The sequence below is a fragment of the Ruegeria sp. AL11 genome, from assembly GCF_056540865.1.
The window spans coordinates 341,242-362,531 of sequence record NZ_JBQFXO010000001.1 but is presented as its reverse complement, the minus strand read 5'-3'; the positions used below and the strand labels follow the sequence as shown (position 1 = coordinate 362,531).

The following is a 21,290-nucleotide window of genomic DNA, read 5'->3' as shown; positions in this document are numbered from 1 at the left end:
AGGCCAAACTGCCACGGAATCGGAGCTGTCGGGTTTGTCCTTTCAATGTTCATCTGCCTGCAATGCGGTGACAATGCACCGTCTGGCCTGCAAGATACGAACGGTACGACCCCTCCCTATCCGGCCGTCACTCAACCCTCTCGTCAAAACGTCATAGTAATTGGAGCCCGTAAATGTGTGGGATTTTGGGGATCGCAAGCCGGACACATGATGTGTTTGCGGAAATCTATGACGGGCTGCTGATGCTGCAGCACCGGGGTCAGGATGCCTCTGGGATCGTCACATACAACGGTGAGTTCTTTCGCGAGAAAAAAGCCAACGGTCTGGTCAAAGACGTGTTCAATGCGACGGACGCCGAAACTCTTCTGGGCAAGGTCGGCATGGGCCATGTGCGCTATCCCACCGCAGGGTCGCTCAGCGCGTCCGAGGCACAGCCCTTTTTCGTCAACGCGCCTTACGGGATTTATCTGGTCCATAACGGCAACATCACTAACACGGCTGAGCAGCGCGAAAAAGTCACCGGAAAGTACAGCCGTCACCTGCGCACCACGTCAGATTCCGAGATCCTGCTGAACGTTCTGGCCGACAAGGTGGCCGACGCGATCAAGGTGAATGGCAATGCCGAACCCATTCGCAACATCTTTGCCGGCGTGAAGATGACAATGGAGCGTGTACAGGGTGCCTACTCGGTCATCTGCCTTGTTGCAGGTGTGGGCATGCTGGCCTTCCGCGACCCGCACGGCATTCGTCCGCTTTCGGTCGCAATCCGCGAGACCGAGGGCGATGGTAATGACTACGCCTTCGCCTCTGAGGATGTGGCCTTTGGTATCAACGGCTTTACCAAGATCCGTGACCTGAACCCGGGCGAGGCTATCCTGATTGATCTGGACGGCAATATGCACGAGTTTCAGGCCGTCGAAGGCAAGTTGACGCCCTGTATCTTTGAATATGTCTACCTGGCCCGTCCGGATTCCCTTCTGGACGGCGTCTCGGTCTACAAAACCCAGATGCGTATGGGGCAAACGCTGGCCAAACAGATCCAGGACTCTGGTCTTCAGATCGACCGGATCATCCCGGTTCCTGATAGCGCCCGCCCCGTGGCGCTTGAGGCCGCCAAGATCACCGGCATTCCCTATCGCGAAGGTCTGGTGAAGAACCGCTATGTCGGTCGGACATTCATCATGCCCGGTCAGGAAGAGCGCCAGAAATCCGTTCGCCGCAAGCTGAACGCCATTCCGCTGGAGTTCAAGGATCACAATGTCCTGCTGATCGACGACTCGATCGTGCGCGGAAATACGATCAAGAAGATTGTTCAGATGTGTCGTGAGGCCGGCGCCAAGAAAGTTTATATCGCCAGCGCCTCGCCCCCGGTGAAATATCCCAATGTCTATGGCATCGACATGCCCACCAAGCACGAGTTGATCGCCAATGGCAAAGAGATCGAAGAAATTCGCGAAGAACTGGGTGCGGATGCTCTGTTCTATCAGAACCTCGACGATCTGATCTGGGCCGCAAAAGAAGGCAACCCCGAGATCGAGGCGTTCGACTGTTCCTGCTTTGACGGCAACTACATCACCGGCAGTGTAAGCGGTGACTATCTCGACAGCCTCGAAAACAGCACCCGCGTCAGCAAAAAGCGCGAAGACATGCAGGTTGTTGGCGGGTCGTGGAACGCGGCGAAACTGGCGTCGGGCTAAAGAGACAACGCGAATCAGAAAACAACGCAGGCCGTGGGCATCGCCACGGCTTTGGCTGGATTTTGCCGATGGGAATGGCCTGATTGCAAAGGCTTCCGGCCCCCTCACCTCGCCGTGATCTGATGCGAGCGGGGTGATCTTTTGATTTACTTTGCGGTTTGGTAGGCAGCGCTTCACCACCACTCACACAAGGGGTTCGAACCGGGTTCGAGCCGCAGAAAATGCCAAATGCCAATGTAAAAAGCGCGGCCACGCAGCGGGGCGCGTTGAAAAGAAATTCGGTCTCGGTTCTGGGTGTCTTTGGCCCGAAAGCCGACCTGCGCGCGTTGATGCGCTTGTCATCGGGGCGTGTAAAAGAGGTCAAGCCAGGAAGCCGCGTGGCGTCGGGCACCGTTGTCGCCATTGATGAACAAGGGATCATGCTGCGACAAAGCGGCCAGACCCGCCGGATTGGAATTCCGGGAGGCTAGCGCCCTCTTGACGACCCGCGCGCGGGCGTTCAAACCGCTGCTATGACCGATCAGACCAAAATTGCCAACAAAATTGCCCTCGTCACTGGGGCCTCTCGCGGGTTGGGCGCAGCCCTGGCCGAAGCGCTGGCCCCCGAATATCACATCGTCGCCGTCGCCCGCACCACCGGCGGGCTGGAAGAGTTGGACGACCGGATCAAAGCCAAGGGCGGTTCGGCCACCCTTGCGCCGATGGACATCACCGATCCCAACGCGATGGCCACCCTATGCCGGGGTATTCATGACCGCTGGGGCAAAGTGGATTTGTGGCTGCATACGGCCGTCCATACTTCGGCCCTCACACCGGCGCATTTCGTTGATCCCAAAGAGTGGACAAAGGCAATGAACACCAACGCCAATGCCACCTCAGTTCTGATCCCTTATGTGACACCTTTGCTGGGCGAGGCCGGGCATGCCGTTTTCTTTGATGACCCCAAGGCAGGCGAGAAGTTCTATGGCATCTACGGCGCCACCAAGGCGGCCCAGATGGCACTGGCACGCAGTTGGCAGGTTGAGACTGAACGGACTGGACCTAAGGTGACGATTGTGGAACCTGCCCCGATGCCGACAGCCGTGCGCGCGCGGTTTCACCCCGGTGAGGATCGCGATGTGCTGACCAGCACAGCGGATGAGGCGGCTCGGATTCTGGCGTTGTTGTAGGGAGTGGCCGGTTGGGCCATGCCTCCGGCGGAGGTATTTTTAGCCAGATGAAGCTGGGATCACGCGATATGGACGCCGTTGCGCCCTGCGAGATCGACGAAGAATTGCCACGCAACACGGCCCGAGCGTGACCCGCGTGTCGCTTGCCATTCAATGGCTTCTGCGCGCAGGGTTTCCGGGTCGACCGACACATTGTAGGCGGCGCAGTAACGGTCGATCATGGCCAGGTATTCGTCCTGGTCACAGGGATGGAAGCCGAGCCAAAGCCCGAACCGGTCGGACAGTGAGACCTTTTCTTCGACTGCTTCCGACGGGTTGATAGCGCTGGAGCGTTCGTTCTCGATCATGTCCCGTGGCATCAGGTGGCGACGGTTCGAGGTGGCGTAGAAGACTACGTTTTCAGGCCGGCCTTCGATGCCGCCATCCAATACAGCCTTGAGCGACTTATAGTGCTGGTCATCGTGGCTGAACGACAGGTCATCGCAGAACAGGATGAACCGGTGCGGCGCTGCGCGCAGGTGGTTCAACAGCCGCGCGACCGAACTCATGTCTTCGCGCTGAAGCTCGACCAGTTTCAGGTTTGCGTGCTCGGTTTGCAGCGTGCCATGGACGGCCTTGACGAGGCTGGACTTCCCCATCCCTCGCGCGCCCCACAGCAGCGCGTTGTTGGCCTTGTACCCCGCCGCAAAGCGCCTTGTGTTGTCCAACAGCGTATCGCGTGAACGGTTTATGCCGACCAGCAGTTCCAGATCAACGCGGTTGACCTGAGGGACAGGCTCAAGCCGGTCTGGCTCAACCTGCCAGACGAAAGCCGGCGCGGCATTGAAGTCCGGAGCCGCCAAAGGGGCCGGAGCCATCCGCTCTAACGCGTCTGCGATACGGTTCAGGGCTTGGGTATCCATGGTGGCCTCCGGGGTCATATTCCAACGGTGTCAAACCACGTTCGGCTTTTGGCAACAAGGGGTTCCAACGAAAAAGGCGCGCCAGTCATGGCGCGCCTATCTTGGGAACAGCAAGAGATTACTTCCCGTCTTCTTCCTGCATCAGGTCCTCATCCGCTTCGGCCTCGTCATCATAGTAGCCATCCGCGCGGAGTTGTTCTTCGCGTTTCTTTTCGACACGCGCCACAAGGAAGATCGACACCTCATAAAGGCCGTAGACCACTACGAACAGAATGATCTGTGTGATCACGTCGGGAGGCGTCACGAGCGCAGCAAGCACCAGAATGGCGACTACCGCGTATTTACGGACACTACCCAGCCCCTCAGCCGTGACCAGCCCCGCCTTGCCCATCAGCGTAAGCAACACGGGCAGTTGGAAACACAACCCGAAGGCCACGATGAACTTGATTGTCAGGTTCAGGTATTCCTGAGCGGAGCCTTGGAACACCACACTAAGCGGTGCGGCCGTGGCGCCATCCACGACGGCCTCACCTTCAGCGCCGAACTGCTGGAACCCGAGGAAAAAGTCATAGGCCAAAGGTGTGACAACGTAGAAGGCGAAGCTTGCCCCTAAAAGAAACATGAAGGGCGAGGCCAACATGAACGGCAAGAAAGCGTTCTTCTCGGACCTATATAGCCCCGGAGCAACGAAGCGCCACATCTGCATCCCGATGTAGGGGAACGCTAGAATGAAGCCCCCTAGCAGCGACACCTTGATCGCAACAAAGAAGCCTTCCTGCGGCGAGATGAAGATCAGCCCGCAATCCTGCCCACGCTCATTCAACACCTCACACAAAGGATGCGTCAGGAAGTTGAAAAGAGGCGTCGCAACCGTGAAACAGATGATCATACCGATCAGAAACGCCACGACGCAGTGAATGAGCCGTGTCCGCAATTCGGCCAGATGCTCGATCAGCGGGGCCGAGCTGTCTTCGATTTCGTCGGTCTTGCTCATGTCTTGTTCTCAGTGTTCAGCGCGGCTTCGGCCTCTTCGGCTTTGGCCAGCGCATCAGCGGCTTCTTTGGCCTTGCGCTCGGCTGTGGCGCGGGCGGAGGTGGCTTGAATCTTCTTGGCCTGTTCAGCCCGCTCAGCCGCCAGCTTGCCCGTTTCGCTTTCAGGATCGAACTTGGTGGGGTCGATGCTGCTGCTCAGATCCTGAGCGGCCTTTTTCACACCGTCCATCGCGCTGTTTACGGGATTCGTGGCCGCGTTCAGACCCTTCTTGATCTCGTTCACACCGGCCTGATCCGCGGCCTCGTTCATAGCGCTGGTAAATTCACGCGCCATCCCGCGAGCCTTGCCGACAAACCGCCCGACATTGCGAAACAGCACGGGCAGGTCTTTTGGCCCCACCACAATCAGGGCAACGATGCCGATGACCAGAAGCTCGGTCCAGCCCAGATCAAACATCCGGGTTTAGACCTTGTCTTTCTCGGTTTCGGGCGTGACGTCCTTGGCCACTTCCGCTGCGTCCTGCTCCAGCTCGTCCGCGCCTTCCTTGACGCCTTTCTTGAACGAGGTGATGCCCTTGCCCACTTCACCCATAAGCGAGCTAATCTTGCCGCGGCCAAACAGCACCAGCACCACAACAGCGATCAGCAGCAGGCCGGGAAGTCCGATATTGTTGAGCATGTTTATTCTCCTTCTCAAAGGCGCACTGCGCCTGAACCCTTGTCTGACCCCGTGTTTACGCGGCAAGCCGCGTTCTCAAAAGGTGGCCGAGCCAATTCGGGCGGCAAATTTGATGTGATCTTGCGGATTCATGGCTCTCGCTTTTCTCAACTGACAGGTTTATGTCAGTTGTAACAGGCTAGGACAGCGGTATTGCAACCTGGTCAACGGAGAAACACATGACCCATGTCGCCGAAATCGTCACCTTCACCCTGGCCGAGGGCACCTCACCCGAGGCCTTCGTCAAACTCAGCCAATCGACCGAGAGCTTCGTGCGCGCAGCACCCGGCTTTGCCCACCGCCACCTCAGCCAAGGGGAAGACGGTCGCTGGACGGACTATGTCGTTTGGCAAGATATGAACGCTGCTCAGACGGCGGCTGCAGAATTCCCGCAACAGGAGTTTGCACCGGCCCTGATGGCAGCCATCAACCCCGAAAGCCTGCAGATGCGGCATGAGGCAGTCCTATGGAACATGACCTGACACAGGTCAGAACGGCGTATCATGCGCCGCACTGATCGACTGTTCGACATCATTCAAATCCTGCGCGACGGTAAACTACACCGCGCGCAGGACATCGCGGACCGGCTCGAGGTGTCGGTCCGCACGATCTATCGCGACATGGACACGCTGGTCGCCTCGGGCGTTCCCGTCGAAGGCGAACGCGGCGTGGGTTACATGGTGCGCGAGCAGATCACTCTTCCCCCACTCAACCTAACCACGGCCGAGCTTGAGGCGCTGAACCTCGGGATGGCCATCGTCGCCGAAGCAGCTGACCCGGACCTGAAAGCCGCAGCCGAGTCACTTGCTGAAAAGATTGACGCTGTCCTGCCCACGCAGGTCGTGGCCGAGGCCGATACTTGGAAATTTGCGGTCTACCCCTTCGCCGATGCCGCGCGCGGATTGGCACATATGGCCCCGCTCCGCGCCGCCATCAAAACCCGCCAGAAACTGCACCTGTCCTACCGCCGCATCGACGGCGCCCTGACTGAACGCACCATCCGCCCCCTCCATATGGAGTATTGGGGCCGTGTCTGGACCCTCACTGCATGGTGCGAACTGCGCAACGGCTTTCGCGTCTTTCGCATCGACCTGATCGAAACCGTCACCCCCCTGCCCGAGCTTTTCACAGACGAGCCGGGAAAACGCCTGAGCGACTTCGATCCACACGGGTGATCCACCCTTCATCTGGCCACAAATATCCCCGCCGGAGGCATGGCCCGGAACGAGTCATTCTGGTCACCGCAGATAAGGTTCAGGATCAACCGACTCAAAGCCTTTGCGAACTTCGAAATGCACGTAAGCATTGTCGCCGCCGCGCAGTTCCGCCAGTTTCTGCCCCCGCCGCACGCGATCACCTTTCTTGACGGTGATATCCTCAACATTGGCATATACCGTCAGCAAGTCATTGTTATGCTTAACAACAATGATCGGCACCTGATCGGCATCTGCGGTAATCGCAGCTACGGTACCTGCCTCGGCTGCAGTGACCGACGTACCCGGTGCGGCTGCGATGTCGATGCCTTCGTTCTTACCCTTATCATAGGTTCTGATAATGTTGCCCGCGACCGGCAAGGATAGCGCGGAATTGCCGGAACTTCTGGTGGGCGCTTCGGCTGTGACATCCGGCGCCTCGGGCGCCTCGGCCAGCGGCGCGACCTGTTCATCCGGTAGCGGCTGGGTCGCACTCGGCGGTGTCGGTGTCGGAGAACCCTGCCCCGGCTGCGTCACCTCGGTCGCAGCGACCGGAGCCGCTGCCGCCGCCTGACGCGGAGCGGCCTGGTTCTTCACCGGAATCAGCAAATACTGCCCCTCACGAATGGCGAAATCCGGGCCCAACCCGTTCCACTCTCCCAAAGCCTCAACCGGCACCTGATAGAGACGCGAAATGGTAAAGGCCGTCTCGCCCCGTTTCACCTTGTGGCGCACCGGCTCCGGTCCAGAGGCGACCGGCGCAGGCGTTGGCGCCGGTTCAACCGGCTTCAGCAGCGTCGTCTGCACCCCGCCCGTATCCGGGGCTTGATCAATCGCGGTTCCAGCGATCGACGCGATATCCACACCGCTTGACGCACCAACTGATCGCGGCAGGGCCAGAACCTCACCCTCGCGCAAGACATCGGTTGTCTGCAAACCGTTAAACCGTGACAGTTCACCTTCCGGCAGGCCGACCCGAGCCGCCACATCGCGCACTGTATCGCCCCGGCGCGCCACGGCGACTTGATAGTTCGGATAGGTGATCACCCCGCGCGCGTCGGGCGTAGGGCGGCTGGTGGTCGCGGATTGCGCAGCATCCGTGGTGGAAAACCCTCCGAGTTGTCCGCGCAGGTCGTAGTCCAACGGCCCCTCGCACCCGGCCAGAATGGCCAGAGCCGCAACTCCGGTCGCACAACGGCGCATCGTTGATTTGGTAACTGCTCTCATGACTTTTGCCCTCAACACCTGCCCCTGTTGTCCGGGGTTCCGGCGATCCATTCCAAAAAACCTGTTACGTCTCGTCCTTACCAAGCCCTTCAAGCAGCGGCACGAACCGAACCGACGTCAATTCATCATAGTCCAGCCCGGTCTCGGTGCGCGTCACCTTAATCAACTGCTGCACCGCATCCGACTGCCCGACGGGTAGCACCATGATACCCCCGATTTTCAGCTGCGCCAAGAGCGGCCCTGGCGGGTCCTCGGCCGCGGCGGTCACGATGATCCGATCAAAGGGCGCCTGCTCCGGCAAACCGAACGAACCATCCGACAGCATCGACGTGACATTGGTCAGCCCCAGTTCGGCAAACAGTTTACCGGTCTCACTGACCAGCCGCCTGTGCCGCTCAACCGTGTAAACCCGCCGGGCCAGTTTCGCGAGGATCGCAGCCTGATACCCAGACCCGGTCCCGATCTCGAGCACAGTGTCTCGCGGACGCACATCCAGCGCCTGTGTCATCAACCCCACCACCGAAGGCTGGCTGATCGTCTGACCGCAGGCGATGGGCAGCGGCATATCCTCATAAGCCCGGTCGGCGAACAGGCCGGTGACGAAGCGCCCCCGGTCGACCGCCTCCATCGCGGCCAGAACACGCGCATCGGTCACGCCTCGCTTTCGCAGGGCGAACAGGAACTGCATGACGGTTTCTGGGTCCAGTCCACTCATTCGATCGACTTCAATGCCTCTAGCGTGTCATGCGCGGTCAGATCCGCGCGCATTGGCGTGACCGAGATATAGCCTTCCAGATTGACCGCCGCGTCCGTGCCGGGCGCGGTCGGGTTGTGCTGGTACCCGCCCTTGATCCACAGAAACCGCCGCCCCGACGGCGAGCTGTGTGGCTCGACCGAAAAATGCGTATCGCGGCGGAACCCTTGCGGGGCAACGCGGGTGCCTAGAACCTCGTCGGCGGGAACGGGCGGGAAATTCACATTGTAGAACAGGCGGTAATCGCCTTGCCCTGCAGGGGTCGCGTCCAGAATGCGGCGCACCAAATCGGCGCCAAAGCGACTGGCGGCCTCGAACGGATCCTCGAGCCCCAGATTTCGTGGGCCGAAATACTGCGACAAGGCAATGGCCGGCACGCCCTGCAGAGCGGCCTCCATCGCGCCGCCAATGGTCCCGGAATAGAGCGTATTTTCCGCCGAGTTGTTTCCCCGGTTCACGCCAGACAACACCAGATCGGGCGGGCAATCCTTCATCACGTCATGCAGCCCCGCCAAAACACAATCCGCCGGAGAGCCCTCGGCCGCAAATCGCCGCTCATCCAGTTTGGCGACCATCATCGGATGGGTGTAGCTTATGCAGTGGCCGACACCGGATTGCTCGAATGCTGGGGCCACGACCCAGACCTCACCGTCAGGTCCGGACAGATCCTTTGCAATCGCCTGAAGCGTGATCAGCCCCGGCGCATTGATGCCGTCATCATTGGTAATCAGAATACGCATGACCGTCCCACCCCCGCGTTTCGCCCTTGATAGACCCGACCCCGCGTTGCGGCAAGCAATGCAGGCCCGCAATCTGCGGCTTTCGCGCACCACTTGCGGGGAAATTGCGCTCTACCTAGGGAAAACGAAACAGCGGTCGCGTCGGATGGTCAGCCACATCGCCCGCCCGGGCGCGGGGACAAACACGTTCGGAACGGTCGCCTTGAGGATCGAGCCGTCGTAGTCCATCCGAAACTCGACCAGGCTTTCATTGCCCAGGAACCGGGCCCGCTCAACCACGCCGCGCGCGGCGACGCCGTCTGTGGCCGTGGGCAAAGGCCCTTTGCCGTTTCGGTCGAAATCCAGCCGGAGGTGTTGGGGGCGGAAAACGATCTCGACATCGGTACCGTCCGGAAAGCCCGGCGCCAGGAATTGTCCGAACGGGGTCTCGGCCAAGGCACCATTCACTTGCGCCTGCAACACGTTGACATCACTGAAGAATGCGACGGCTGCCTTGTCCGCTGGCCGCGTGTAGACGTTGTAGGGCGCACCTTGCTGCACGATCTTGCCGCCCCGCATGAGGGCGATCTCGTCGGCCATGCGCATGGCCTCTTCCGGCTCATGGGTGACCAACAGAACGGCGGCGTCTTCCTCTTTCAGGATCGCCAGCGTTTCATCCCGAATACCGTCGCGCAAGCGGTTGTCGAGGCCCGAGAACGGTTCGTCCATCAACATGATCCGGGGGCGCGGTGCCAGAGCGCGCGCCAAAGCCACCCGTTGCTGTTCGCCGCCGGAAAGCTGATGCGGGAACCCGTCGATGAAGCGCATCAGATCGACTTTGGTCAGCAGCTCCTCGACCCGGGCACGTTTCTGATCCTTGCTACCCTTCAGGCCGAAACTCACGTTGTCGGCCACACTGAGATGCGGGAAGAGGGCAAAGTCCTGAAACATCAAGCCAATCTCGCGGCGTTCTGGTGGGACACGGAACACCGTATCGCAGATCAGTTTGCCGTCGACATAGATCTCACCTGTATCCTGCATCTCGACCCCGGCGATCATACGCAAGGTCGTGGATTTGCCGCACCCGGACGGCCCAAGCAGGCAGGTCACCCGCCCAGCCTCGACCGTCAGCGAGACGTCATCCACCACAACCCGGCCTTCGAACCGGCGGATCATATTGCGAATTTCCAAGCGAGGAGGAGTCGTGTTGCCTGTCACAGATGGGTCCTGTTGCCTTTCCCGATCAATTCCATCGGGCTTGAGCGGGGATAGCAACCCCGCCCGTCCGGCGCAAGGGATCAGCTATTCCGCAAGCAGCTCGAAATCGACACCGGCGCGGATTTTTCCGTTCACCTGAACCTCAAGCCGATGCGCTCCCGGCACCAGTTTGAACGTGGTCGCATTGCCTTTGAGCTTGTGGCGTTTGTCCAGACGCAACGCGCCGTTCTTCAGCGCGGCCTGTTTCAGCTTGTGAACCTTGGCCGAGGTTTTTCCGTTAGGGCGTTGAAAGTGAATGATATAATCCACCAGAACCAGTTGATCAGCAGACCCATTCAACTCGACCGAGAACGCCAACGCGCCATTGATCCGGGCCTCGCCGTCAACTGAAATGTCTGCAGTGACGTCCGCGTCCGGGTCATAGCCCAGCATCTTCATCGCCCCCGGATGCCCGGCCTTCACAAGACCGCGTAGGGTATGAGAGATCATCCACTCCAACTCCGCCTCGTCCTGCTCACCTGCCTCGCGCCAGCGCTGCAGGCAGTCCAGAACCAGATCGGGGTCCTTTTTCGTGATATCGTTCAGATGGTTTGCAACCGAGCGCGTCACATAACGTGTTTTGTCCCGATGCAGATCATCCAACAACGGCAAGGGGTCTGTCAGAGCAAGACCCACCGCCTGCCCCCATGGCAAACGGGGCCGCGTGCCCTCGCTGACCAGACGGCGCACATGATAGCTGTCGTGCTTGCTCCAGCGTTGCATCCGCGCCAAGACCAAATCGGGATGGCTGTTCAGGAACGGACGGATCACCCATTCCATCGAAAAGCGCTGAGTCAATTCCTCCAACACGTCCAGAGCCAGCTCTGGATGCTCGGCTCCAACGGCGACAACCCACTCCCCAAGCGGCGCAAAGATGAAATCGCCGAAATCATCATCCGTCTTGCTGGGGTCTAGTGGCGGCGGCAAGGCGCGCAGGATCACCGGCGCGACCGCTGGCAAATTGCCCGGAAAGGACTGCTGCAGGCAGTAGGCGATCCAGGCCATTCTCTCTTTCAGCTCCAGATCCAACAGGCGCGACATGACCTGCGCTTCGAACGACTCGGCGTCGAATTCCGGGTCCGCCGACTGGAACAAACCCGCCAGATAGCGGGTCTTTTCCATGTTGAACAATTGATCCTTCAGAGAGAAATTCTGAGCCATTCCTACATCGTCAAATTGGTTGCGCCGCCATCCAGCAGTATGTTCTGCCCAACGATAAAACCCGCATGCTGCGAACATAAGAAAGCGCAGGCCGCGCCGAACTCTTGACGTGTGCCATAGCGGCGCGCCGGGATCGTGGCGGACCGGGCCGCGCGGGCCTCGTCCAGCGAAATGCCCTGTTGATTGGACACACCGGTATCCAGCGACAAAGCGCGGTCGGTGTCATGAATCCCCGGAAGCAGGTTGTTGATCGTCACGCCGTGCGGAGCGACCTGACGCGCCGTTCCGGCCACGTAACCGGTCAGCCCGGTGCGCGCAGCATTCGACAGACCCAGAGCCGGGATCGGAGCGCGCACGGATTGCGAGGTGATATTCACCACCCGCCCCCAGCCTTTGTCCATCATCCCCGGCAACAGGGCCTTCATGAAAGCGATCGGCGTAAGCATGTTGGAATCCAGTGCCTTGATGAAATCCTCACGATCCCAGTCCGACCACAACCCCGGAGGCGGCCCGCCCGCATTTGTGACTAGAATATCAACACTTTGCGCGGCCTCAATTACCTGTGCCTGACCTTCGGTTGAGGTCACATCACAGGCCACTGTCTCAACCGCGACGCCATGGTCCGAACGCAACCGTGCCGCTTCAGCTTCAAGTGCCTCAGCACCACGCGCATTCATAACCAGATCGACACCTGCTTCAGCCATCGCCTCGGCACAGCCCAGCCCAAGCCCTTTGCTGCTGGCACAAACCAACGCACGCTTGCCGCGAATTCCAAGATCCATTCTGATCCCCTCTGTCTGTTGTTGCCCGCATGTCTAGCACCAGCCAGACAGAGAAGACCAGAATTCAACAGGCCTTAGTAGAAGAACTCTTCCCTCACAATTTTGCCATCGGCCACGTGGTAGACACCCACTTCGCTCATATCGAAATTCTCGCCGCTTTCTATGAACTTGCCCTTGATCTCGAAAATCACGGCAAAGCGGTCGTCGCCATGCAACATCGGATCACTGACCGATACATGGCTGACCTCTGTCGCGCTGTCCCACCATTCGTGTTTGCCGCGAATGGCATCCAGACCTTGGACCTCACGCCCCATGCCAACGTCATCCACCGCCTCGGCCGAGACAGCATCCGCGGCATAGAGTTTACCCAGATTTTCAGCGGTTCGATTTTCGCGGCAACCGGCCACAAGCTCATTTGCAATCTCTTTCAATTCCATTGGTTCACTCCCATAATTTGTTCACTATATGTTCTCTTTGCCACAGCTCGCCGATTCGAACCAGTCCGTTTGTCTTGCTTCGGCGGGTTTCCCCGCCTATACGCGCGCTCATGCTTGATACCGCCTCGAACCAACCCGTATTGCCGCCCGAGATCGCTCGTCGTCGGACATTCGCCATCATCTCGCACCCGGATGCGGGCAAAACGACGCTGACCGAGAAGTTCCTTCTCTATGGGGGCGCGATCCAGATGGCTGGTCAGGTGCGCGCCAAGGGTGAGGCGCGGCGCACGCGGTCGGACTTCATGCAGATGGAGAAGGACCGAGGGATTTCGGTATCCGCCTCGGCGATGTCGTTCGACTATGGGGATTTCCGGTTCAACCTTGTCGACACTCCCGGCCACAGCGATTTCTCGGAAGATACTTATCGCACACTGACCGCTGTAGATGCCGCTGTGATGGTGATCGACGGTGCGAAAGGTGTCGAAAGTCAGACGCAGAAGCTGTTCGAGGTCTGCCGCCTGCGCGATCTGCCGATCCTGACCTTCTGTAACAAGATGGACCGCGAAAGCCGCGATACGTTCGAGATCATCGACGAAATTCAGGAAATGCTGGCCATCGACGTCACGCCTGCCGCGTGGCCCATCGGCGTGGGTCGCGATTTCATCGGCTGCTACGACATGCTGCGCGACCGGCTGGAGCTGATGGACCGCGCCGACCGCAACAAGGTGGCCAAGAGCATCGAGATTAACGGCTTAGATGACCCGAAACTGGCCGAACACGTGCCCGAGCACCTGTTGGATAAACTGCTGGAAGAAGTCGAGATGGCGCGTGAATTGCTGCCCGCGCTCGACCCTCAGGCCGTGTTAGAGGGGCACATGACCCCGATCTGGTTCGGCTCGGCGATCAACTCGTTCGGCGTGAAAGAGCTGATGGAGGGTATAGGCGCCTATGGTCCTCAGCCGCAGATCCAATCGGCCGAACCCCGTCAGATTTCCCCGGATGAAAAGAAGGTCGCCGGGTTTGTCTTCAAGGTGCAGGCCAACATGGACCCCAAGCACCGCGACCGTGTGGCCTTTGTGCGTATGGCCTCGGGGCATTTCAAACGTGGCATGAAGCTGACCCATGTGCGGTCGAAAAAGCCGATGGCGATCTCGAACCCCGTCCTGTTCCTTGCCTCTGACCGGGAACTTGCTGAGGAAGCCTGGGCCGGGGACATCATCGGCATCCCGAACCACGGCCAGCTGCGCATTGGCGATACGCTGACCGAAGGCGAAGCGATCCGCGTGACCGGCATCCCGTCCTTTGCACCGGAACTGCTGCAAACGGTCCGTCCGGGCGATCCGATGAAGGCCAAGCACCTGGAAAAGGCGCTCATGCAGTTTGCCGAAGAAGGCGCGGCCAAGGTGTTCAAACCCTCGATCGGCTCGGGCTTTATCGTGGGCGTCGTCGGCGCGTTGCAATTCGAAGTACTGGCCAGCCGGATCGAGATGGAATACGGCCTGCCGGTTCGGTTCGAGGCGTCTCAGTTCACCTCGGCCCGTTGGGTCAGCGGTGAAAAGGCCGAGGTCGAGAAATTCGTCAACGCCAACAAACAGCACATCGCTCACGACCACGATGGCGACATCGTTTATCTGACCCGCCTGCAATGGGATATCGACCGGGTCGTGCGTGACTATCCGGCACTGAACTTGACGGCCACCAAAGAGATGATGGTGTGATCCAACTGCCTGATTGCACAGCCAATCCCGGCTGTGCAATTCTGCCCGCATGAGCGATGACGACCTGACCTTTCCCGGCGGCCTGCCCGACATGCTGGAGATCCTGGAAAACAGGCGCGCGCCTTTTGTGTTCGGCACCCGCCCCCTGCCCGATCTGGACGTCGATCTGGATGCACTGGCGCAGCAGATCGTGCCGGAACGCGCGTCCCTCGCCCCCAAAAGCGACGATGCCACCGCGTGGGACCAGAAGCGCGCCAAGATCGCGACCGAGTTCGTGGGCAATTCGGAATTGGCTTTCCTGAACGCCCAGTTGATCGCCAATCTGCGCAAACGCTCCTACCCGCGTCACACGCCCGCTTTGTTCCGGCGGCTCTGGGCCGAGCAATCGCCGCATCTGCTTGGAGCGCTTGATCTGCGCTGGCTCGTCTCCTCGGTGCAGACCTTTGCCGATCACGGCGACACCCCGACCCAACGCGAGGTTGGTCAGGCGCTGCGGATGCTGTTCGGGCTGATGAAGCTCTATGAGTTCGAGCGGTTGTTCTCCAAACGCGGCCCAGAGGAAACCCATTGGTTTCGCGGCAAAAGCACCGCCCCGCTGCCGTTGCAGATGCAGTCTTTCTCACTGGAGCGCGGAGGGTTGGCCGTGTCGCTAATCGCGCCGATCTGGACCAAGGCGCTGACCGATCCGACCATCGCGCCGCTGACGGATCACCTGATGACCGAACTGAACAAAGACCCCGGAACTGTCTTTCGTCGCTTGAAAAAGATGCGCGAACGCCGTCTCGCCCGGATGCAGCGCCAATGACCACATGGGGTGTTGTCTCCATGGTGCGGGGGCCGGCGCAGGATATCCTGCGTTTTGCGGCCCACCACCTGGATCTGGGGGCCGACCGGCTGTACCTCTATCTGGATGAGCCCAACACCGAGGCGCAGCACCAGTTGGAGCAGCACCCGAAGGTACAGGTGACACTCTGCGATGCTGCATTCTGGCTAAGCCGGAACCGGACGCGGCCGCGCAAGCATCAGGTGCGCCAATCCACCCATGCCAGCTATACCTATCGCAAAACCGATCTGGATTGGCTGGCCCATATCGATGTGGATGAGTTCCTGTGGGCGGACGCTCCCATCCCGGAGCTGCTTGAAACCGTGCCCGCAGATACCCCCGCCGTTCGGGTCCGCCCGATCGAGGCCATTGCGGGGGCCGAGGACCTGTACAAAGCGCATATCCCCAAAAGCCCGGACCGCGAGGCTTTGGTGCAGGCGCTTTATCCCACCTATGGCGCCCATGTGCTGGGAGGGTTCCTCAGCCATATGCAGGGTAAATTGATCGTGCGCACGGGTCTGAAAAAGCTAAGTTTTCGCATCCACAACCTGTTTCAGGACAAGGCCCTCCTGCCCTGCAAATTCGAACTACCGGGGCTGGAGTTGTGCCACCATCACGCGCCGAGTTGGGAGCATTGGTTCAAGCACTACCGTTTCCGGATGGAGCGCGGCTCCTACAAACCCGGCATGTCCCCGAACCTTCCCCGCGACCAAGGCGGCGTGAACAAGAACGAGCTGTTCAGCCAGATCGAGTCTGCCAGTGGTGTTGATGGGCTGCGTGCATTTTACGATGAACTCAGCGCCGCTGACCCAGACGTCCGTGCTCGTCTTGAGGCACATGATCAGATCCGTCACCGCCCGTTGCATCTGGATGAAAAAGTGGCGAAACACTTTCCCGGAAGCTTCTGAATTGTTGCAAAAAATGCCATTTCCAACCGGTTGACCCAGTCGGGATTTCTGTTCATTTGACCCCGCCCCACGTTTTTGTTATGTCCCGCCTCAAGCCGAAACGCGCATGGTGCGCATGGTCAGATTGACCCGGCATGACGCAGACGCGCGGGCCAGGTCAAGTGTCCGCAACAATCGGACATACATGACAAAGTTTACCGAACTGAACCTGAACCCGAAGGTCCTCAAAGCCATTGAGGAAGCCGGATACGAAACCCCTACACCGATACAGGAAGGCGCGATTCCACCCGCGCTTGAAGGGCGAGACGTATTGGGCATTGCCCAGACCGGCACCGGGAAAACCGCAAGCTTCACGCTGCCGATGATCACCCTGCTGGCCCGTGGCCGCGCGCGAGCGCGAATGCCGCGTTCGCTGGTGCTGTGCCCGACGCGGGAACTCGCTGCTCAGGTCGCCGAGAACTTCGACACCTATTCCAAACACCTGAAACTGACCAAAGCGCTACTGATCGGCGGTGTCAGCTTCAAAGAGCAAGAGGCCCTGATCGACCGGGGCGTAGACGTTCTGATCGCCACGCCGGGCCGTCTTCTGGACCATTTCGAACGCGGCAAGCTACTGCTAACCGGCGTGCAGATCATGGTTGTGGATGAGGCCGACCGGATGCTGGATATGGGCTTCATCCCCGATATCGAGCGCATCTTCTCGCTGACGCCCTTCACCCGCCAGACGCTGTTCTTCTCGGCCACCATGGCCTCGGAGATTGAGCGGATCACCGACACCTTCCTGTCCGCCCCCGCCCGGATCGAGGTCGCCCGTCAGGCCACCGCGTCGGAGACGATTGAGCAGGGCGTGGTGATGTTCAAAGGCGGTCGCCGGGATCGCGAGGCCAGCGGAAAACGCAAGGTTCTGCGCGCGCTGATCGACGCCGAAGGCGACAAATGCACCAACGCGATCATCTTCTGCAACCGCAAGACAGATGTAGATATCTGCGCGAAATCGCTGAAGAAATACGGCTATAACGCCGCCGCGATCCATGGCGATCTGGACCAGTCGCAGCGGATGAAAACGCTGGACGGGTTCCGCGATGGCTCACTGCGCCTACTGGTTGCCTCGGACGTGGCGGCGCGCGGTCTCGATATCCCGTCGGTTAGCCATGTGTTCAACTTCGACGTGCCCGGCCATGCCGAGGACTATGTTCACCGCATCGGCCGTACAGGCCGTGCCGGACGTGAAGGCAAAGCCGTGACGATCTGCTCGGGTCGTGACGAAAAGGCTCTGGATGCGATTGAAAAGCTGATCCAGAAGGAAATTCCGCGCCTCGACAATCCGGTCAAGGAAGAACCCAAGCCCGAGAAACCCGTCAAAGCGGCGGAAGGCAAGCGTAACGAAGGCAAGAAAGAGCGCGAGCCTCGCGAGTCAAAGGGTCGCGGGCGTGGCCGCAAGGACGATCATGGCCCGGCCGTTGTCGGCATGGGCGATCACCTGCCCAGTTTCATCGCGCTCAGCTTTGATGAACGCCGCGCGGGCTAACCACCCAGACGCTTAGATCGACAGCACCAGCGCCAGAATCGACGCGCCCAACAACATCATCCCGGCGATCTCGCGCCGGGTGATGGTCTCACGGAAAAACAGGGTCGAGGCCAACAGGCTGAGCAATAGCTCAACCTGTCCCAGTGCTTTGACATAGGCCGCATTCTGCAAGGTGAAGGCGAAGAACCAGCAGAACGATCCGCACAGGCTGGTCAGGCCAACAAACACACCGGTTCGGCGCGTATTCCACACCGCGCGCAACTCGGCCCGGTCGCGCCACAGCAGCCAGATCCCCATGCTGACGAACTGAAACGTGACCACTGCGGCCAGCGTGACCAACGCGCGAAACCACGCGTCGATATCGCCCAGCTCAAGCGAGGCTCCGCGATAACTAACTGAGGAAAAAGCAAACAAGACCCCCGAGCCCAGCCCCAATCGCGAGGCGCGATTGGTCAGATGCTGCCACCACGCCCCGTCCCCTCCGGGGGTTTTGGACAAAAGCAGCACCGCCAACAGTCCCACGACAATCGCCCCCATTGCTCCGGTCGAGACCTGATCGCCCAGCACGACAAATCCAACGATCGCTGTTTGGATGACTTCGGTTTTCTTGAACGTGATACCGACGGCAAAGTTGCGCTGCTTGAACAGCGCGACGACACAAATCGTCGCCAAAATCTGGGAGGTGCCGCCCATCACTGCAAACACCCAGAACCGCGCGGACAAATCTGGCAGGCTCAAGCCGGTGACCTGAATCGCGATGACCAACCCCAGCAGGGCCAACGGCAAGGAATAGGCGAAGCGCGCAAAGGTCGCCCCCGCCGCAGACAGTTTCACGCTGCTGAGCGATTTCTGCAGCATGAACCGGACCGTCTGAAAACCGGCGGCGGCGATAGTGATTGGAATCCACAAACTCATGAACTCCGTTCTGTAGTTAAATCAGGGTTTTGGCCAGAGCGGATGCGGCACCGGGTCCTTCGCCCGCCAGAAATACGCCCTGAAGATCTCGGCATAGGAAGCGTAGACATAGGCTTCGTTGCAATCCTGATACCGCTCTTTGCCCGATTGATAGAGCGCGGGTAGTTCGTACCAAGCGGCCGATGGGTTCATGTGATGAACCACGTGCAGGTTGTTGTTCAGAAACAAGAAAGCCAAAATTCCGCGGTCTTCAACGATCACCGTGCGGGCGCGCGATTTCTCATGCGCTCGGTGTTCAAGGAAGGTCCGGATCTTCAGAAGACCCAACCCGATATAGGCCGACATGACATAGGCCCAAATCGGCATGGAGGAATGCGCGACGATCCACAGAACCACCGCAACTCCGGGGATATGCAGTGCCCATGCAAGGGCGACCGAACGGTCTCCACGGATCAGGCTATTCCATTCACCCCGCAGAAACATAAACTGCCCGATCGCAGGCCCCAACACCATGCGCCCGAGCAGAGTGTTGTTGGCGGCAAGCAGCCTCTTTTGCCATGCGGACAGCTGCGCCCAGACCTTTGGGTCATGGTAGTTGCTTTCAGGGTCGTCATAAGGGTCTGTCAGGTTCGAATCCTGATGGTGCGCAAGATGCAAGTCGCGAAACCGGTTGAATGGAATAAACAGGGTCAATGGCAGGGCCATCAACGCCTCATTCAACCATTTCGTGCGAAACGGATGTCCGTGTAACGCCTCATGCGTTAGCGAGGAATGAAGGGCGGCAATCGCACCCATCGTCGGGATGGCAAGCCACAGACTCCAACCCGCCACGTAGAAAGTGGCAATCAACCAGGCGGAGTAGCATGCGGCGATCAGGGCCAATGTGCCCCATTCGGGCGTTTCAGCTTTCCCCATGACGCCCCCATGAGATCCCGGCCCAGACCCGCTCATAGACAATGTAGAGCGTCAGGCCGATGGCGGTGTTGACCAGCGCCACCACGCCACCCAAGGCAACCGACCCGGTGGCGATCAGGCCCACCAGCGTCATCATCACAAAACCCATCACATTCCAAATGAGTGCTTTCACGACAGATCTTCGTCGCGTTTCCATTCCGGACCCCGTTTCTTGTTGTTATCACGAAAGCGTTACTCAACGGGTGGTGTGTTGGGAATTCTGAATATGATTAACAAAAATCATCAGAAATGATATTTATCTCCTTATGATAGAGAAAATCGACAAACGAGTCCGCGCTGCTCAGTTTCGCCAGCGACTTTCCCGTGCGATAGAGGACACCGGTGTCAGCCAAAGCGGTCTTGCCCGACATATCGGTGTCGACCGCTCGACCGTATCACAGCTGCTGACCGATGAAGGCGCCCGCTTGCCCAACGCCCATGTAGTCGGCAGTTGCGCTTCTGCTCTGGGCGTTTCCGCGGATTGGCTGTTAAGCCTGTCGGACCGTCCCGAAAGCGCCGCGGAATTGCTGGCGAGCTCTCTGACCATGACCGAGGCCCCCCGCGCCCTTGTCGATGAGCGTATTTTCCAATGGCATCAAGAGGCTGCAGGCTACAAAATCCGTTACGTGCCCGCCACCCTGCCCGATATGCTCAAGACGCGGGCGATCCTCGAATGGGAATACGCCCCGCATTTGGGCCGCACTGCAGATCAAGCGATTGGCGCGTCCGAGGATCGCCTGTCCTGGATGCGCAGCGCCCAGTCGGACTATGAGATCGCCATGCCTCTGTACGAGATCCGCAGCTTCGCCCTCGGCACCGGCTATTACGAAGGGCTGCCTTTGCCCGTGCGTCTGGAACAGATCGACCACCTTCTAGACCTCAGCGAGCAGCACTATCCCCGCCTGCGCATCTATCTGTTCGATGCCAAACGCCTGTACTCCGCACCTGTCACGATCTTCGGGCCCCTTCTTTGCGTCTTCTATGCGGGCAGCCACTATATGGCCTTCCGCGACCGCGACCGGATCGAGGTGTTCAGCCGGCATTTCGATACTCTGATCCGCGAGGCTGAGATGACCGCCCGCCGATTCCCGGAATATCTGCGCGGATTGCGGGACGAGATTGCAAAGGGCTGACGCCTCAAACGTGCGGTTTTCCGGTTCCTGTAGTATAGTGACACCGCGAACGCGCAGACACTCTACGGAGGATGATCAGAATGGACGCACTACAAACAGCTCAATATGCACGCGCCCTATATTCCGCGCACGGCGACCGGGCCGAGGCAGAAGCCGCTCAGAAGATGCGCGAATGTGAGGCCGCCGGAAACACACAAGAGGCCAAAGACTGGCAGGCCGTCCGCCGCACAATCCGCCAGATCCGAGGTCCGAATCAAGGCTGACACCTAGCTCCACGCGCTTGTCGCGCCCTCAAAAACAACA

25 protein-coding genes are annotated in these 21,290 nt (G+C 59.6%); 11 read left to right on the top strand and 14 right to left on the bottom strand.

Going from position 1 to position 21,290, the window contains the following annotated elements:
• Positions 1 to 173 precede the first annotated feature (173 nt).
• The 3 genes from purF to ACR0IP_RS01840 all read left to right on the top strand — a co-directional run bounded on the left by purF (position 174) and on the right by ACR0IP_RS01840 (position 2,866).
• The gene (gene purF, locus ACR0IP_RS01850; RefSeq protein ID WP_170373881.1) at positions 174 to 1,697 is read left to right on the top strand and encodes an amidophosphoribosyltransferase; all 1,524 of its coding nucleotides are present in this window, start codon (positions 174 to 176) and stop codon (positions 1,695 to 1,697) included.
• Between the two features lie 221 nt (positions 1,698 to 1,918).
• Positions 1,919 to 2,167 (top strand): hypothetical protein, encoded by a 249-nt coding sequence (locus ACR0IP_RS01845; RefSeq protein ID WP_480523465.1) that lies wholly within the window; start codon positions 1,919 to 1,921, stop codon positions 2,165 to 2,167.
• A 42-nt stretch (positions 2,168 to 2,209) separates the two neighbouring features.
• Positions 2,210 to 2,866 (top strand): SDR family NAD(P)-dependent oxidoreductase, encoded by a 657-nt coding sequence (locus ACR0IP_RS01840; protein ID WP_480523463.1) that lies wholly within the window; start codon positions 2,210 to 2,212, stop codon positions 2,864 to 2,866.
• A gap of 59 nt (positions 2,867 to 2,925) precedes the next feature.
• Here the strand turns inward: ACR0IP_RS01840 and ACR0IP_RS01835 are convergent, their stop codons facing one another.
• From ACR0IP_RS01835 to ACR0IP_RS01820, 4 genes are all read right to left on the bottom strand, one after another.
• Entirely contained in the window at positions 2,926 to 3,768 is an 843-nt protein-coding gene (locus ACR0IP_RS01835; protein ID WP_170373884.1) for an ATP-binding protein, read from the bottom strand.
• A 118-nt stretch (positions 3,769 to 3,886) separates the two neighbouring features.
• Positions 3,887 to 4,762 (bottom strand): twin-arginine translocase subunit TatC, encoded by an 876-nt coding sequence (gene tatC, locus ACR0IP_RS01830; protein ID WP_170373885.1) that lies wholly within the window; start codon positions 4,760 to 4,762, stop codon positions 3,887 to 3,889.
• Positions 4,759 to 5,217: a Sec-independent protein translocase protein TatB gene (gene tatB, locus ACR0IP_RS01825; RefSeq protein WP_170373886.1), complete on the bottom strand. Its 459-nt coding sequence runs from the start codon at positions 5,215 to 5,217 to the stop codon at positions 4,759 to 4,761. Before tatB ends, tatC begins: the two co-directional genes overlap by 4 nt.
• Before the next feature lie 6 nt (positions 5,218 to 5,223).
• Positions 5,224 to 5,439, bottom strand: coding sequence for a twin-arginine translocase TatA/TatE family subunit (locus tag ACR0IP_RS01820; protein WP_170373887.1), 216 nt, complete (start codon positions 5,437 to 5,439; stop codon positions 5,224 to 5,226).
• Positions 5,440 to 5,657: 218 nt separating this feature from the next.
• Between ACR0IP_RS01820 and ACR0IP_RS01815 the strand changes: the two genes are divergently transcribed.
• Together ACR0IP_RS01815 and ACR0IP_RS01810 are read left to right on the top strand one after the other, a co-directional pair.
• The gene (locus ACR0IP_RS01815; RefSeq protein ID WP_170373888.1) at positions 5,658 to 5,960 is read left to right on the top strand and encodes a hypothetical protein; all 303 of its coding nucleotides are present in this window, start codon (positions 5,658 to 5,660) and stop codon (positions 5,958 to 5,960) included.
• Between the two features lie 21 nt (positions 5,961 to 5,981).
• Entirely contained in the window at positions 5,982 to 6,653 is a 672-nt protein-coding gene (locus tag ACR0IP_RS01810) for a helix-turn-helix transcriptional regulator (protein WP_170373889.1), read from the top strand.
• A 63-nt stretch (positions 6,654 to 6,716) separates the two neighbouring features.
• Here the strand turns inward: ACR0IP_RS01810 and ACR0IP_RS01805 are convergent, their stop codons facing one another.
• The 7 genes from ACR0IP_RS01805 to ACR0IP_RS01775 form a co-directional block, all read right to left on the bottom strand.
• Positions 6,717 to 7,898, bottom strand: coding sequence for a peptidoglycan DD-metalloendopeptidase family protein (locus ACR0IP_RS01805; protein WP_170373890.1), 1,182 nt, complete (start codon positions 7,896 to 7,898; stop codon positions 6,717 to 6,719).
• A gap of 64 nt (positions 7,899 to 7,962) precedes the next feature.
• A complete protein-coding gene (locus tag ACR0IP_RS01800; RefSeq protein ID WP_170373891.1) occupies positions 7,963 to 8,613 on the bottom strand; it encodes a protein-L-isoaspartate(D-aspartate) O-methyltransferase in 651 nt (216 codons plus the stop codon).
• Positions 8,610 to 9,392, bottom strand: coding sequence for a 5'/3'-nucleotidase SurE (gene surE / locus ACR0IP_RS01795; protein WP_170373892.1), 783 nt, complete (start codon positions 9,390 to 9,392; stop codon positions 8,610 to 8,612). Before surE ends, ACR0IP_RS01800 begins: the two co-directional genes overlap by 4 nt.
• Positions 9,393 to 9,503: 111 nt before the next feature.
• Complete coding sequence (locus tag ACR0IP_RS01790; RefSeq protein ID WP_480523459.1) at positions 9,504 to 10,547, bottom strand: ABC transporter ATP-binding protein; 1,044 nt, start codon at positions 10,545 to 10,547, stop codon at positions 9,504 to 9,506.
• 126 nt (positions 10,548 to 10,673) lie between these two features.
• Positions 10,674 to 11,789, bottom strand: coding sequence for a hypothetical protein (locus ACR0IP_RS01785; protein ID WP_480523457.1), 1,116 nt, complete (start codon positions 11,787 to 11,789; stop codon positions 10,674 to 10,676).
• A gap of 2 nt (positions 11,790 to 11,791) precedes the next feature.
• Positions 11,792 to 12,571, bottom strand: a complete 780-nt coding sequence (locus ACR0IP_RS01780) for an SDR family oxidoreductase (protein ID WP_480523455.1) — start codon at positions 12,569 to 12,571, stop codon at positions 11,792 to 11,794.
• Between the two features lie 74 nt (positions 12,572 to 12,645).
• A complete protein-coding gene (locus ACR0IP_RS01775; protein ID WP_170373896.1) occupies positions 12,646 to 13,008 on the bottom strand; it encodes a SnoaL-like domain-containing protein in 363 nt (120 codons plus the stop codon).
• 110 nt (positions 13,009 to 13,118) lie between these two features.
• Between ACR0IP_RS01775 and ACR0IP_RS01770 the strand changes: the two genes are divergently transcribed.
• The 4 genes from ACR0IP_RS01770 (at position 13,119) to ACR0IP_RS01755 (ending at position 17,985) form a co-directional block, all read left to right on the top strand.
• Complete coding sequence (locus ACR0IP_RS01770) at positions 13,119 to 14,726, top strand: peptide chain release factor 3 (protein WP_480523453.1); 1,608 nt, start codon at positions 13,119 to 13,121, stop codon at positions 14,724 to 14,726.
• A 49-nt stretch (positions 14,727 to 14,775) separates the two neighbouring features.
• The gene (locus tag ACR0IP_RS01765; protein WP_480523451.1) at positions 14,776 to 15,531 is read left to right on the top strand and encodes a hypothetical protein; all 756 of its coding nucleotides are present in this window, start codon (positions 14,776 to 14,778) and stop codon (positions 15,529 to 15,531) included.
• Positions 15,528 to 16,457 (top strand): glycosyltransferase family 2 protein, encoded by a 930-nt coding sequence (locus tag ACR0IP_RS01760; protein ID WP_480523449.1) that lies wholly within the window; start codon positions 15,528 to 15,530, stop codon positions 16,455 to 16,457. Before ACR0IP_RS01765 ends, ACR0IP_RS01760 begins: the two co-directional genes overlap by 4 nt.
• A gap of 184 nt (positions 16,458 to 16,641) precedes the next feature.
• Entirely contained in the window at positions 16,642 to 17,985 is a 1,344-nt protein-coding gene (locus ACR0IP_RS01755) for a DEAD/DEAH box helicase (protein WP_480523448.1), read from the top strand.
• 12 nt (positions 17,986 to 17,997) lie between these two features.
• Here ACR0IP_RS01755 and ACR0IP_RS01750 read toward each other — a convergent pair whose 3' ends face one another.
• The 3 genes from ACR0IP_RS01750 to ACR0IP_RS01740 are packed head-to-tail and all read right to left on the bottom strand — an operon-like array spanning position 17,998 to position 20,011.
• Positions 17,998 to 18,900: an EamA family transporter gene (locus tag ACR0IP_RS01750; protein WP_170688778.1), complete on the bottom strand. Its 903-nt coding sequence runs from the start codon at positions 18,898 to 18,900 to the stop codon at positions 17,998 to 18,000.
• A gap of 21 nt (positions 18,901 to 18,921) precedes the next feature.
• A complete protein-coding gene (locus ACR0IP_RS01745; RefSeq protein ID WP_480523445.1) occupies positions 18,922 to 19,815 on the bottom strand; it encodes a fatty acid desaturase in 894 nt (297 codons plus the stop codon).
• Positions 19,802 to 20,011, bottom strand: a complete 210-nt coding sequence (locus tag ACR0IP_RS01740) for a DUF2061 domain-containing protein (RefSeq protein WP_425082919.1) — start codon at positions 20,009 to 20,011, stop codon at positions 19,802 to 19,804. The genes ACR0IP_RS01745 and ACR0IP_RS01740 overlap by 14 nt, the downstream gene beginning before the upstream one ends.
• A 109-nt stretch (positions 20,012 to 20,120) precedes the next feature.
• On the opposite strand from ACR0IP_RS01740, the gene ACR0IP_RS01735 reads away from it, so the two are divergent.
• On the top strand, positions 20,121 to 20,987 hold the full coding sequence (locus ACR0IP_RS01735) for a helix-turn-helix domain-containing protein (RefSeq protein ID WP_480523443.1): 867 nt from the start codon (positions 20,121 to 20,123) through the stop codon (positions 20,985 to 20,987).
• Positions 20,988 to 21,067: 80 nt separating this feature from the next.
• Entirely contained in the window at positions 21,068 to 21,250 is a 183-nt protein-coding gene (locus ACR0IP_RS01730) for a hypothetical protein (protein WP_170373905.1), read from the top strand.
• The last annotated feature ends 40 nt before the right edge of the window (positions 21,251 to 21,290 follow it).

Bases quoted from the DNA above. Each gene is read 5' to 3' on its own strand.
- purF (WP_170373881.1), top strand. From the start codon at position 174: ATGTGTGGGATTTTGGGGATCGCAAGCCGGACACATGATGTGTTTGCG.
- ACR0IP_RS01845 (WP_480523465.1), top strand. From the start codon at position 1,919: ATGCCAAATGCCAATGTAAAAAGCGCGGCCACGCAGCGGGGCGCGTTG.
- ACR0IP_RS01840 (WP_480523463.1), top strand. From the start codon at position 2,210: ATGACCGATCAGACCAAAATTGCCAACAAAATTGCCCTCGTCACTGGG.
- ACR0IP_RS01835 (WP_170373884.1), bottom strand. From the start codon at position 3,768: ATGGATACCCAAGCCCTGAACCGTATCGCAGACGCGTTAGAGCGGATG.
- tatC (WP_170373885.1), bottom strand. From the start codon at position 4,762: ATGAGCAAGACCGACGAAATCGAAGACAGCTCGGCCCCGCTGATCGAG.
- tatB (WP_170373886.1), bottom strand. From the start codon at position 5,217: ATGTTTGATCTGGGCTGGACCGAGCTTCTGGTCATCGGCATCGTTGCC.
- ACR0IP_RS01820 (WP_170373887.1), bottom strand. From the start codon at position 5,439: ATGCTCAACAATATCGGACTTCCCGGCCTGCTGCTGATCGCTGTTGTG.
- ACR0IP_RS01815 (WP_170373888.1), top strand. From the start codon at position 5,658: ATGACCCATGTCGCCGAAATCGTCACCTTCACCCTGGCCGAGGGCACC.
- ACR0IP_RS01810 (WP_170373889.1), top strand. From the start codon at position 5,982: ATGCGCCGCACTGATCGACTGTTCGACATCATTCAAATCCTGCGCGAC.
- ACR0IP_RS01805 (WP_170373890.1), bottom strand. From the start codon at position 7,898: ATGAGAGCAGTTACCAAATCAACGATGCGCCGTTGTGCGACCGGAGTT.
- ACR0IP_RS01800 (WP_170373891.1), bottom strand. From the start codon at position 8,613: ATGAGTGGACTGGACCCAGAAACCGTCATGCAGTTCCTGTTCGCCCTG.
- surE (WP_170373892.1), bottom strand. From the start codon at position 9,392: ATGCGTATTCTGATTACCAATGATGACGGCATCAATGCGCCGGGGCTG.
- ACR0IP_RS01790 (WP_480523459.1), bottom strand. From the start codon at position 10,547: ATGATCCGCCGGTTCGAAGGCCGGGTTGTGGTGGATGACGTCTCGCTG.
- ACR0IP_RS01785 (WP_480523457.1), bottom strand. From the start codon at position 11,789: ATGGCTCAGAATTTCTCTCTGAAGGATCAATTGTTCAACATGGAAAAG.
- ACR0IP_RS01780 (WP_480523455.1), bottom strand. From the start codon at position 12,571: ATGGATCTTGGAATTCGCGGCAAGCGTGCGTTGGTTTGTGCCAGCAGC.
- ACR0IP_RS01775 (WP_170373896.1), bottom strand. From the start codon at position 13,008: ATGGAATTGAAAGAGATTGCAAATGAGCTTGTGGCCGGTTGCCGCGAA.
- ACR0IP_RS01770 (WP_480523453.1), top strand. From the start codon at position 13,119: ATGCTTGATACCGCCTCGAACCAACCCGTATTGCCGCCCGAGATCGCT.
- ACR0IP_RS01765 (WP_480523451.1), top strand. From the start codon at position 14,776: ATGAGCGATGACGACCTGACCTTTCCCGGCGGCCTGCCCGACATGCTG.
- ACR0IP_RS01760 (WP_480523449.1), top strand. From the start codon at position 15,528: ATGACCACATGGGGTGTTGTCTCCATGGTGCGGGGGCCGGCGCAGGAT.
- ACR0IP_RS01755 (WP_480523448.1), top strand. From the start codon at position 16,642: ATGACAAAGTTTACCGAACTGAACCTGAACCCGAAGGTCCTCAAAGCC.
- ACR0IP_RS01750 (WP_170688778.1), bottom strand. From the start codon at position 18,900: ATGAGTTTGTGGATTCCAATCACTATCGCCGCCGCCGGTTTTCAGACG.
- ACR0IP_RS01745 (WP_480523445.1), bottom strand. From the start codon at position 19,815: ATGGGGAAAGCTGAAACGCCCGAATGGGGCACATTGGCCCTGATCGCC.
- ACR0IP_RS01740 (WP_425082919.1), bottom strand. From the start codon at position 20,011: ATGGAAACGCGACGAAGATCTGTCGTGAAAGCACTCATTTGGAATGTG.
- ACR0IP_RS01735 (WP_480523443.1), top strand. From the start codon at position 20,121: ATGATAGAGAAAATCGACAAACGAGTCCGCGCTGCTCAGTTTCGCCAG.
- ACR0IP_RS01730 (WP_170373905.1), top strand. From the start codon at position 21,068: ATGGACGCACTACAAACAGCTCAATATGCACGCGCCCTATATTCCGCG.